Source organism: Leucobacter sp. USHLN154 (assembly GCF_037145595.1).
GTDB lineage: Bacteria > Actinomycetota > Actinomycetes > Actinomycetales > Microbacteriaceae > Leucobacter > Leucobacter alluvii.
This window is the reverse complement of the sequence record NZ_JBBCXF010000004.1, coordinates 58,911-70,808: the sequence shown is the minus strand read 5'-3', so window position 1 is coordinate 70,808 and position 11,898 is coordinate 58,911. Positions and strand designations below refer to the sequence as shown.

Annotated in this window: 10 protein-coding genes; 6 read left to right on the top strand and 4 right to left on the bottom strand. The window is 68.3% G+C overall.

Going from position 1 to position 11,898, the window contains the following annotated elements:
- Positions 1-268: 268 nt before the first annotated feature.
- The 4 genes from WFH23_RS08305 to WFH23_RS08290 all read left to right on the top strand — a co-directional run bounded on the left by WFH23_RS08305 (position 269) and on the right by WFH23_RS08290 (position 6,391).
- Positions 269-1,168 (top strand): ABC transporter substrate-binding protein, encoded by a 900-nt coding sequence (locus tag WFH23_RS08305; RefSeq protein WP_090145636.1) that lies wholly within the window; start codon positions 269-271, stop codon positions 1,166-1,168.
- Positions 1,169-1,179: 11 nt separating this feature from the next.
- Positions 1,180-2,208, top strand: a complete 1,029-nt coding sequence (locus tag WFH23_RS08300) for an amino acid ABC transporter permease (protein ID WP_090145634.1) — start codon at positions 1,180-1,182, stop codon at positions 2,206-2,208.
- Positions 2,205-2,984: an amino acid ABC transporter ATP-binding protein gene (locus WFH23_RS08295; RefSeq protein ID WP_283242027.1), complete on the top strand. Its 780-nt coding sequence runs from the start codon at positions 2,205-2,207 to the stop codon at positions 2,982-2,984. The genes WFH23_RS08300 and WFH23_RS08295 overlap by 4 nt, the downstream gene beginning before the upstream one ends.
- 152 nt (positions 2,985-3,136) lie before the next feature.
- Positions 3,137-6,391, top strand: coding sequence for a M14 family zinc carboxypeptidase (locus WFH23_RS08290; protein WP_336662184.1), 3,255 nt, complete (start codon positions 3,137-3,139; stop codon positions 6,389-6,391).
- Positions 6,392-6,448: 57 nt separating this feature from the next.
- Here the strand turns inward: WFH23_RS08290 and tagD are convergent, their stop codons facing one another.
- The 4 genes from tagD to WFH23_RS08270 are packed head-to-tail and all read right to left on the bottom strand — an operon-like array spanning position 6,449 to position 9,012.
- Positions 6,449-6,847: a glycerol-3-phosphate cytidylyltransferase gene (gene tagD, locus WFH23_RS08285; RefSeq protein ID WP_090145630.1), complete on the bottom strand. Its 399-nt coding sequence runs from the start codon at positions 6,845-6,847 to the stop codon at positions 6,449-6,451.
- 35 nt (positions 6,848-6,882) lie between these two features.
- Positions 6,883-7,098, bottom strand: a complete 216-nt coding sequence (locus tag WFH23_RS08280) for an SCO4848 family membrane protein (protein WP_200330861.1) — start codon at positions 7,096-7,098, stop codon at positions 6,883-6,885.
- Between the two features lie 56 nt (positions 7,099-7,154).
- Complete coding sequence (locus tag WFH23_RS08275) at positions 7,155-8,342, bottom strand: MFS transporter (RefSeq protein WP_336662183.1); 1,188 nt, start codon at positions 8,340-8,342, stop codon at positions 7,155-7,157.
- Positions 8,329-9,012, bottom strand: coding sequence for a FadR/GntR family transcriptional regulator (locus WFH23_RS08270; RefSeq protein WP_336662182.1), 684 nt, complete (start codon positions 9,010-9,012; stop codon positions 8,329-8,331). Before WFH23_RS08270 ends, WFH23_RS08275 begins: the two co-directional genes overlap by 14 nt.
- Before the next feature lie 100 nt (positions 9,013-9,112).
- On the opposite strand from WFH23_RS08270, the gene WFH23_RS08265 reads away from it, so the two are divergent.
- A complete protein-coding gene (locus WFH23_RS08265) occupies positions 9,113-10,162 on the top strand; it encodes an amidohydrolase family protein (RefSeq protein WP_211649591.1) in 1,050 nt (349 codons plus the stop codon).
- Between the two features lie 83 nt (positions 10,163-10,245).
- Positions 10,246-11,895: an ABC transporter substrate-binding protein gene (locus WFH23_RS08260; protein WP_336662181.1), complete on the top strand. Its 1,650-nt coding sequence runs from the start codon at positions 10,246-10,248 to the stop codon at positions 11,893-11,895.
- Positions 11,896-11,898 lie beyond the last annotated feature (3 nt).

Sequence of the window (11,898 nt, the reverse complement as noted above, 5' to 3'; positions counted from 1 at the left end):
TCTTCAGCCCGGTTCGTTCCCGCGACCACGGGCTGAGGTGCTTCGCGTATCCTGCGGCTCCTGGTCGGGCCGGTCACAGCTTAACCGGAATGTTACCTCAGCCGCCCGGCCCGGGAAGCGGCGGATTCCAGCGCCGTACTGCCGGTCGCGGCAGTCGCTGTATGGACCGGGGGAGAGACTCTGTCACAGATCCGTTACCGGAGCGCAGTAGGCTCGGGGTCGAGATTCAGACCGGACTCCCAGTCCCTTCCGAAACATGGAGACATCAATGAAGATTCGTTTCGCACTTCCCGCTCTCGCCGCAGCGGCCGTGCTCACACTCACCGGGTGCGTCAACAACGCCGAGTCCGAAGGAGGCGCGGGATCGGGCGATGCCGCACCGGCGACCGAGATCACCGCGGATGACGCCGCGGTCGAACTCCTTCCGCAGGAGCTCAAGGATTCCGGCGAACTCCGCATCGGCACCGACGCGGAGTACCCGCCGAACGAGTACAAAGACGCCGACGGCAACCCCGTGGGCTGGGGCGTCACCCTCGCCGAGGCGGTCTCCGCGAAGCTCGGTCTCGAGCCCAAGTGGGAGATCCTCGGGTTCGACAGCATCATCCCGCGCATCCAGGAGGGGGCACTCGACATGGGCTCCTCCTCGTTCACCGACAACGTCGAGCGCCAGAAGTCGGTGGACTTCGTCGACTTCCTGAACGCCGGCACGCAGTGGGCCGCTGCCAGCGGCTCCGACGTCGACCCCGACGACGCGTGCGGACTCACCGTGGCTGTGCAGGCGACGACCGTCCAGGACACCGACGAGCTGCCGGCGAAGTCGAAGGCCTGCACCGACGCCGGTAAGGATGCGATCGAGATCCTGCGGTTCGACGGGCAGCCCGAGGTGACGCAGGCCGTCGTCGACGGCCGCGCCGACGCCTTCTCGGCCGACCTGCCCGTAACGGGCGACGCGGTCGCGAAGCTGAGCGACCAGCTCGAGACCGTCGGAGACGTGTTCGATGCAGCTCCGTACGGGTTCGCCACGCAGAAGGACAGCGACACCACGAAGGCGATCCAGGCGGCGCTGCAGTCGCTGATCGATGACGGCACCTACCTCGACATCCTCACCGAAGCGGGGATCGAAGACGGCGCGGTGGAGCAGGCCGACATCAACGCCGGCACGGAGTAAACGCGTAGATCATGTCGCATACCCACTCCTCTGATGCGGGGCCAGAGGCCCCGCATCAGGAGTCGGCGCCGATCGAGGCGATCCGACTCCGGCACCCCTGGCGCACGGTGTTCGCCGTCGTGCTCCTGCTCCTCGTGGCGCTCTTCATCTACGACACAGCGTTCAACCGTCCGGTGTTCAACTGGGGCGAGGTCGGCAAGTATCTGTTCGATGTGCGCATCGTGTCGGGCGCCGGCTACGCGCTGCAGCTGACGGTCTACTCGATGATCATCGCCGTGCTGCTCGGCGTCACCATCGCCGTGATGCGCCAGTCGCCGAACCCGGTCGTGAAGTCGATCGCCTGGGTGTTCCTGTGGCTCTTCCGCGGCACCCCGGTCTACGTGCAGCTCGTCTTCTGGGGCCTGGTCCCCACGATCTACAAGTCGATCAGCCTCGGGGTCCCGTTCACGGAGGCCGCCTTCACGCTCAACACGAAAGACCTGCTGAGCTACTTCACGCTCGCCGTCATCGGCCTGGCCTTGAATGAAGCGGCCTACATGGCGGAGATCGTTCGCGCTGGGCTCCTCTCCGTGGAGAAGGGGCAGAACGAAGCGGCGACCGCGCTCGGCCTCGGCTGGTGGCACACGATGAGTCGCGTGATCCTGCCCCAGGCCATGCGCGTCATCATTCCGCCGACCGGCAACGAAGTCATCTCCATGCTGAAGACCACGTCGCTCGTGACCGCCGTGCCCTTCACGCTCGACCTGTACGGGCGGGCGCGCGACATCTCGGCGGTGACCTATCAGCCTGTGCCGATGCTGATCGTGGCGTCCATCTGGTACCTGGCCGTCACCTCGATCCTCATGGTGGGTCAGTACTTCCTCGAGAAGCACTTCGCCAAGGGGGTGCTGCAGCGACCGGACGTCATGAAGCCGACCGTCGCCACGCAGTCGGTCCGCGTCGTCGGCGTCGAGGACCCGGCGCATCCGACCTACCCCAGTGCGAGCGGCGGCGAGAACATCGTGCCTCCCCACAATCGACCCGGAGGGGGCGGCGCATGAGCGTGCACGCGACAGATACGCCGATGGTGCAGGCGGAGGGCGTCTCGAAGTCCTTCGGCTCGAACCTGGTGCTCAAGTCGATCTCACTCGAGGTGCAGCGCGGCGAAGTGCTCTGCCTCGTCGGGCCCTCCGGCTCCGGCAAGTCGACGTTCCTCCGGTGCATCAATCACCTGGAGACCGTGAACGCCGGCCGACTCACCGTCGACGGGGTGCTCGTCGGGTATCGGCAGAAGGGCGACAAGCTCTACGAGATGCATCCCCGCGAGGCTGCGGCACAGCGTCGCGACATCGGCATGGTCTTCCAGCGGTTCAACCTCTTCCCGCACATGACCGCGCTCGAGAACGTCATGGTCGCCCCCACGCTGCTGAAGAAGGGCACCAAGGCAGAGCTGAAGTCGCGGGCGATGGAGCTGCTCGCGCGCGTCGGCCTCGCCGAGCGCCACGACTACTACCCGGCGCACCTGTCGGGCGGGCAGCAGCAGCGCGTCGCGATCGCGCGAGCGCTCGCGATGGATCCGAAGCTCATGCTCTTCGACGAGCCGACGTCGGCCCTCGATCCCGAGCTCGTCGGCGAGGTGCTCGACGTGATGAAGGGTCTCGCGGAGAGCGGCATGACGATGATCGTCGTGACGCACGAGATGGGATTCGCGCGGGAGGTCGCCGACAAGCTCGTGTTCATGGACGGCGGCGTCGTCGTGGAATCGGGAGACCCTGCAGAGGTGCTCGCGAATCCGAAGCGCGAGCGCACCAAGGCCTTCCTGTCGAAGGTGCTGTAGACGCCGAGAACCTCAGTGCTCGACGCCGCGGCGTCGGCGCGGGATCGTGGCGGGGGCCCGTTCGGGCCCCCGCCACGTGTGCAATACCCGGCCGCATCGGAGAAGTCTTCCGACGCGGTTGGAGTCAATGACGACTGAACAGAAAGGCAACGATGGTTACGAAACGGTCATCAACGGCCATGATCGGTGCGGGAGCACTGGTCGCGGCGTTGTTCGTGGGGGGGATTCCCACCGCGGCCACTGCAGCTCCGGGCGATGCGCCCACTCCCATCACCTATGAGATCTCCGACCGCGTGCAGGGGCCGGCCAGCTATCCGGTGCAGTCGCCGCTGCCCGAAGCGCCCGATGATGCGAACGATCGCTCCATCGCGCGCGGTGCCGTGCCGTACGCGGAGGTGGCCCGCACGGTGAACCGCCTGATGACCGAGAGCGATCGCGTCTCCGCGCAGGTCGTGGGCAGCTCCGTGCAGGGGCGCGACATTCAGCTCGTCACGCTGACGTCGCCGGAGACGGCCGAGCAGACCGCGCAGCAGCGCGCCTGGAAGGAGCGGATCAAGCAGGATCCCGCCGGAGCCTCGGCCGATACCGCCCTCACCGAGGGCTACAAGGTGCCGATCTGGTTCAACGGCAACATCCACGGCAACGAGTGGGAGGGCGCGGACATCATTCTCGAGTACATCGAGAAGCTCGCCACCTCCGAGGATCCCGCGATCGTCGAGATGCTCGAGCAGTACCGGTTCTACTTCACCGTGACCAACAACCCCGACGGGCGCGTCAACGGCACCCGCGCGAACGCCGACGGCTTCGACGCGAACCGCGACATGATCACCGGCGTCACCCCCGAGTCCCGCGTGATCCGCGACCTCGCAGGGATCATCCAGCCGACCTTCTACGTCGACCTCCACGGGTACACCGACGTGCTCCAGATCGAGCCCTGCGGCCCGCCGCACGGTGAGAACTACGAGTACGACCTCTTCCTGCCGCACGCCTACTCGGCAGCGCTCGCGATCGAGCAGGCCGTGGTCGGAGCGAACATCGAGGGCAACACCTACGTGGGCGCCGACGGCAACGCGACGACGGTGAACACGGGCAAGATCCTGATTCCGTACCGCGACATCCGTTCGGGCTGGGATGACTGGCCCCCGCTCTTCACGCCCCAGTTCCTCGCATACCAGGGCGCCGTCACCAACACGGTCGAGTTGCCTCTCGGACGCGGCGGCAACCCGGATCAGGCCGAGAGCCAGCGCCGCACCGACGTGAATGTCGAGGTCGGCATGGTCACGGTCGAGAGCGCGACGGATTACTTCGCCACGAACTCGGCAGCCCTGCTGCAGAACCAGATGGAGATCTTCCGCCGGGGCGACGCGGGCGAGCCGCTGAAGTCGATTCCGGCCGACCCGAATCCCGCTGACTACCCCGGTATGCCGCACGAGTGGATCGACGTCTGGGACGAGACCGACGTGTACGGCGCGGAGTTCCCGCGCGCCTATGTGATCCCGGAGAACACGGATCAGCAGCGCTCGGTGACCGACGCTGCGCGACTGGTCGACCAACTCATCGCCAACGGGGTCGAGGTGTCGCGCGCGACCTCGCCGCTGACCGCCGGAGACACGACGTATCCGGCCGGGAGCTATGTGGTCGACATGCACCAGCCGCTCCGAGGAATGGCGAATGTGCTGCTCGCAGACGGCTCGGACATCACGGAGCGCGTGCCCGACATGTACGACATGTCGGCGTGGAGCCTGTCTCTGCTGTGGGGCGCTGACGTCTTCCCCGTCGGCGCGTCGCAGGACGCCTCGCTGGACGGAGTCGGGCTGGAGGCCGTCGCGGCGGCCGCACCGACGGGCGTGCTGCCAGATGCAGCCGGCTACCTCGAACTCGAAACTCCCGGAGCCGCCGAGTACCAGGCGATCAACGTGCTGCTCGAGCAGGGCGTCGCCGTGTCGTCGTTCGCCGACGGATCCGTGATCATCGGCGGCGACGAGGCGACACGCGCCGCAGCGCTGGCCGTGGCCGACGCCTACGGCGTGCAGTTCACCGCGACGACGGGGGTGCGACTCCTCACCGAGACGAGCACCGCGTTGAAGCCGCTGCGGGTCGCCTACACCGGCAACCAGGATGACCGCGTGACGTTGAACCGGCTCGGGTTCACCGACCAGGTGCGCGTCGACGCGGCGTCGCTCACGGCCGACCCGTCGCTGCTCGACGACGTCGACGTGCTGTGGGTCGGCGGCAACCTCGCCTTCACCGCTGCCCAGACGGCGGGAGCCGACGCCGTGGCTGCGTTCATCGCGGCCGGCAACGGCGTCGCGGGCCGCGGCACGGCGGTCGCGAATGTCGCGAACGCTTTCGGGCTGACCCAGGTGACCGCGACGGCCGGAACGAACAGCTCGAACGGCATCGTCCGCGTGGACAACACCGAGGGCGGCCTGCTCTCGACCTATCCGCAGGACACGGCCTTCGTCACTCCGGCGGTCTGGTACACCGGGTTGGCCGAGAACGCCGTGATCGAGCAGAGCTACGCGGCGGAGAACCTCTTCGTCTCGGGGCACTGGGCAGATGGCGAGGGCACCGGCCGTGCAGCGGCCGCAGGCCAGGCGTCCGCGGTATCGGCGGTCGCCGAGTCGGGCAGCGAGCTCGTGATGTTCGGCACGTCGGTCAACTACCGCACGCACCCGGTCGGCAGCTACCCGTGGATCGCTCGCGCGCTCTTCGAGGTGAATGCGAACGTCGGCACCGCGGTCCCGGTGACGCTCGGCGAGGAGCACCTCACCGACGACACCCGCGGTGGCGTGCAGGCGCCCGATGAGATCGAGATCGGCGCATCGTTCGACGTGACCTTCGCGGACATCGCCGACGGCACCGAAGTCGCGCTGAGCTACTTCGGTGCAGGCGTGCCGGCCTCGGACTCGACGGAACCGGCCGCGATGTCACTCCTCGCGATGGGCACCGTCACCGGCAACACGCTCACCGTCGATGCGCTTCCAGAGGGCATCGAGCCCGGTGAGCTGCGGATCGCGGCGACGCGGGACGCGGGCACCGTGCTCATCGGCTGGGACGACACGGTCGCGGTCGCTGCCGAGGTTCCGGGCGGAGACCCGGGTGCTGAATCCGACGGCGCCGCGGCAGGCGGTGCTGCCGGTGCAGCCGACGGCGGCGCGAGCGGCGCGGCCGCTGGTGCGGCCGACGGCAGCGCGTCTGCCGGTGGAGCATCGGCCGGCGGGGCATCGGCATCGGCCGACGCCGCATCGGCGAATGGTGCCGCTGACGGCGGCCGTGGCGAGCTCAGCAACACCGGCGGCATGGAGCTCACCGGTGGAATCGCGCTCGCACTGCTGCTGGTGCTCGGTGGCGGAGCAGTGCTGGTAGCGCGTCGCAAGCGTCTCGCACAGGAGACCGGCGCCTAACCGGCGGGCAGGGTCAGTGCGGGGGCGGGAGCTGGTCTTCCGCCCCCGCACTGCGCGTTACGCGCCCTCGCCGAGGTCGTTCTTGATCTTGGTGGTGGAGACGCCCTCGGTGCGATCGAGGTAGACGACCTCGCAGTAGTCGCGCAGGATCTCGAAGCGCGGGTCGCCCTCCCAGTCGCCGCCCATCACGACGGTGTCGATCTCGTACTTCTGCACGTCGCGGATCTTCTGATCCCACGCTTCCTCCGGGATCACGAGGTCGACGTAGCGCACAGCCTCGAGCATGTTCTTGCGCGTCTCGAAGTCGTGGTACGTCTGCTTGCCCTTGCCGGCGTTGAACGCTTCGGATGATGCCGCGACGACGAGGTAGTCGCCGAGCGCTCTGGCCCGGCGCAGGAGTCGAATGTGGCCCCAGTGCAGCAGGTCGAACGTGCCATAGGTCAGGATCCGCTTCATCCTCCCAGTGTACGGTTCGCGGCGTCGGCGAGGACTCAGGCGACGAGCACCCAGACCCCCGCGATCGCGGAGGCGATCGCGATGAGCAAAGCGATGCCGATGAGCACGGCGTGCACCGTCAAGAATGTGGTGGCCCGGCCCTGCTCGTCGCGTGCGCGCGGATCCTTCGCGATGCGCGTCCAGAACCGCGGCCACACCACCACGTTGTAGAAGGCGTTGACGAGCAGCAGGATTCCGGCGAAGACGACCATCTGATCAGTGTAAATGCCCGCGGGCGCGCGTGCATCGTTGCGCACGCGGGCAGAATTCACGCGCTCGGGGGGCGGGAGGCGCGGGCGCTCGCGATCCCGAACCCGAGTTCGCAGAGGGCGACGGCCGCCAGCATGAGCAGCACCGCCGGCCAGGTCACTCCGGCTTCGACGAGAAGCCCGGGTACGAGCGGACCGGCCGCCGCACCTCCGTACCCGATGCCCTGGCTGACCGCGGAGAAGGCGGCGGTCTGCGCGACGTTCGGGGAGGTGAACACGATGAGCGCGATCGAGAGACCGAATGCGGAGCTCAGCGCGACGCCGAGAATCGCGATGGCCACCGGCATGAGCGCCACCGGTGCGAACCCGAGGCCGACGAGGCCAACGATGGCGAGGAGCGCAGCCGCGACGATCAGGCCGATGCGCCAGCGCGCACGCGAGGCGAAGCTGGGGGCGATCAGCGATGCGGGGAGGCCGGCGATGCTCATCCACGCGAGGAGGAGGCCCGCTTGAGCCGGATCCGCGCCGCGTGCGATCGCGATGGTCGGCAGCCAGGCGGTGAGCGAGAAGTAGATCAGAGCCTGGCATCCGAAGAACCCGGTGACCGGCCACAGTCCGCGTGCCGCGAAGATCGACTCGCGCGGCTGCGCGGTGACGACCGTTCCAGAGCGCCCGCCGCCGTCGACGCGACGCCCGAACGCGATGGCGAGGGCGCAGGCGATGAGGAGCGGTACCGCCCATGCTGCGAGCGCCGGGCCGACGTGCTCGCCGAGCGCGTGGAACAGCGGAATGGAGAGTGCGGCGCCCGTTGCGGCACTGACGCCGAAGGACGTGGTGTACACCCCGGTCCAGAATCCGCCTCGCGCGGAGAGGGAGTGGCGGATGATCTGAGGGGCCAGGATCCCGAGGAGTGCGATGGACGCTCCGACGGCGACGGTGCCGATGAACAGGGACGCCGGAACCAGCGGCCGCAGCAGCGTTGCGACGGCGAGCACGGCGAGGAGCAGTGAGATCGCCCGCGTCAGGCCGAGGCGCGACACCAGGACCGGTGCGAGGGGCGAGGCGATGCCGAAGAGCAGCACCGGAATCGAGGTCAGCACCGCGATCGCCGTGTGCGACAGCCGGTACGCGTCGCCGATCTCGCCGAGGAGCGGCGACACGCTGGTGATCGGGTAGCGTACGCTCAGCCCGACGGCGACGACGAGTATTCCTGCTGCGATCCCCTGACTGCGGCTAGGGCCGCTCATCGAGCAGACGTTCCTGCTGGGCGAGCACGCCGAGCGCGGCGTCGCGCGCCTGTTCGGGATCACCGGCGGCGATCGCCCGAAGCAGTGACTCGTGCTGATCCGCGCGATCCGGATCCCCGCCTGCGGCGAGGCACGAGGCATCCGAAACGGATTCGCGCAGGGAAGTGTCGAAGCTCGCGTAGATGTCGAAGAGCAGCTGATTGCCGGAGGCCGATGCGATGGCGAGGTGGTACGCCACGTCTGCCTCGGTGAAGGCCTCCGAATCGCGCGCCGCGATCGCTGCACGGCGCTGCTCGAGCAGCTCTGTGAGGCGCGCGAGATCCTCGTCGGTGCGTGAGGTCGCCGCCTCCGACGCTGCGAGGGCGTCGAGGGCGCGGCGCACGCGGATGACTTCGCGGCTGTCGGCCGAGTGGAGCGCCCGGCGCAGGGCCACCTGCGTCGGATCGGTCGCGACGACGTAGGTGCCGTCGCCCTGCCGGGTTTCGAGCAGGCCGAGCTGCACGAGGGCGCGAACCCCCTCCCGCACCGAGGGGCGACTGACGCCGAGCACCACGGTGAGCTCGGCTTCCGAGGGGATGCGGGTGCCGAGCACCCAGCGCCCCTCGCTGATCTCGCGCTTCAGCTCATCGACCACCGTGTCGACGAGTGAGCGCCGTTGAATATGTCGCACGTCACCATCCTTGCAGATTCGGGTACTTGTATGGTTATCATATGTCTTACGTTTAACCGGCGCTATCCCGAACCTGCACGGACGCATGAAAGGCTCTCCAATGACGGCGACCCCCACTCCGACCCGGCTCCGCACCCCCGGCCTCGTCGATGGCCACGTCCACCCGGACAAGTCGTCGTGGGGCGCTCCGTGGATGTCGCGCCGGCCGGCCTCGACGCTCGCGGAGCTCATCGAGAACGACCGGGCGACGCAGTTCTCGTACGCGCGGAGCGTCGAGGAGCGCGCGTACGCCCTGCTGTCTCACGCGCTCGCCAACGGCACGCTCGGCATGCGTGCGCACGTCGATGTCTCCTCCGAGCTCGGCACCGCGAACGTCGAGGGCGTGCGCGCCGCGGCCGAGCGGCTCCCCGGCCTCACGGTGCAGATCGTCGCGTTCCCCCAATTCGGCCTGGTCACCAACCCCGGCACGCTGGAGGCGATGGCTGCATCGCTCGACACCGGCGCCGATCTCGTCGGAGGCATCGACCCGGGCGGTATCGAGGGAGATCTGCACGGGCATCTCGATGCCGTGTTCGGTCTGGCCGACCGCGCGGGGCGCGACATCGACATCCACCTGCACGACGGCGGTGAAGACGGCCTCGCGCAGATCCGCGAGATCGCCCGCCGGACGACAGCCGCCGGGCGTCACGGTCGCGTGACGATCGGGCACGCCTTCGCGCTCTGCGACACCGAGCTGCCGAGCCTCGGCGAGACGCTCGATCTCGTCGCAGAAGCCGGTATCTGGATCGCGACCTGCGCACTGGGGCCGGATCCGGTGCCCGAGCTCGACCGCTTCGAGCGCCACGGCGTTCGACTGGTCGCCGGCTCCGACGGAGTCCGCGATTCGTGGAGCCCCTTCGGCACCGGCAGCATGGTCGATCGAGCGCACCTGCTCGCGTATCGCACCGGCGCGATCACCGACGCCGAACTCGAGCGCGCTTTCAGCATCGCGTCCGTTGCGGGCGGGGCCATGCTCGGACTCCCCGAGATCGCCGAGTGGACCCCCGAGAGCACCACGTACCTCGAATTCGAGGCTGAGAATCTGGCGCAACTCGTCACCGATCGGCCCGCACCTCAGCGCGTGGTGCGCGGCGGCGTCTCCGTCGTCTGACGCGCCGGCGCGCACCCACTCACACTCGAACCACGCTTACCGCAACACTCATCGCAGCACCTCGCAGGAACAAAGGAGTCCCCGTGTCCAAACGACCTCTCACGCTGATCGGCGCATTCGCCGTCGCAGCGCTGACCCTCACCGCGTGCGCCGGAGGCGGGGGATCCGCTTCCGGTGGAGACGGCGCAGGCGCAGCCTTCGACATCGACGCCGCGAACCTCGCGACCACGACGGAGCCGGGCACGGCCCCCGTCGATGAGGTCACGTGGAACCTCCCGTACGAGCCGCTCTCCCTCGACCCCATGCTCTCGTTCAACTACGCCGAGAACACAGTCGACGCGAATCTCTGCGAGGGCCTGACCCGCATCACGCCCGACCTCGACATCGAGAACGCGCTCGCCGAGTCGGTGGAGTCGCCCGACGACACCACCTACGTCTACACGCTGCGCAACGACGTCACCTTCTGGGACGGCACGCCGCTCACCGCCGACGACGTGGCCTACTCGCTCGCACGACAGGTCGGGCCCGACTCGGCGACGTACTGGGCCGACTACTTCGCCAACGTCGCATCGGTCGAGAAGACGGGCGACCTCGAACTGACTGTCACGCTGACGCAGCCGGATGCGCTCTTCGAGCAGGGCATGTCGAGCGCTGCCGGGGCGGTCGTCTCGAAGGCCGCAGCCGAGGCCGCCGGCGAGCAGTTCGGCACCCCCCAGGGGGGCCTGATGTGCACGGGACCCTTCTCGCTCGAGAACTGGGAGCCGGGCAAGGCCATCACCCTCGCGAAGAATGCGGACTACTGGGACGCCGAACTCGTGCCGAAGGTGGAGCGGCTCACCTTCAGCTTCATCGCAGACGAGTCCACCGCGGTGAACGCGCTGCGCACCGGCGACGTCGACGGTCAGTTCTTCTACCTGCCCCCGGCCGGGCTGACGCAGCTCGAGGACAGCGATGCGACGATCACGTTCGGCGAGTCGTACATCTTCTGGTCGCTCCGCGCGATTCAGGAGACCGGAACCTTCTCGAACCCGAAGGTGCGCGAAGCGCTGCTCGCGGCGATCGACACGGAAGCCATCGCCGACGTCGTGTTCCAGGGCGCGGCCATCCCGTCTCCCGTGCTCACCGGCCCCGCCTACTACTCCGACGACGAGGCGGGCGAGCTCTTCCAGGAGGCGTACGACAGCTACTCGATCGAACCCGACATCGAGCGGGCCAAGTCGCTCCTCGCTGAAGCGGGCGACATCTCGGCTCCGATCGTGCTCGGCGTGCAGGGCTCGTCGGCGGTGCACGAGCAGACGGCCAACCTGATCCAGGCCGCCGGTGAGGCGATCGGGATCACCATCGAGACGAAGGTGATCCCGGTCGAGCAGTTCGGCAACCTCTACTTCGACGAGACGGCGCGCGAGGGTCTCGACGGCTTCTTCACGACCTACTACGGCAACGTGACGGATCCGCTCGACGTCTACACCACCTTCACCCCCGACAGCACGAACAACTTCATCAAGTACGACGGGGCCGCGGAGGAGCTCGCCGATGCCCGCAGCACGCTCGACCCGGTCGAGCGCGCGGAGCACACGATCGCCGCGCAGGAGAAGATCACGCGCGACCTGCCGTGGCTGCCCATGGGCGATCTCCCGGTGATCCTCGTGCAGAACGAGGCGATCTCGGGCGCCACCGCATCATCGGCCTACCTCGGATACCCGTGGGCCGCGACCATCGGGGGCGTGGAGTAACCC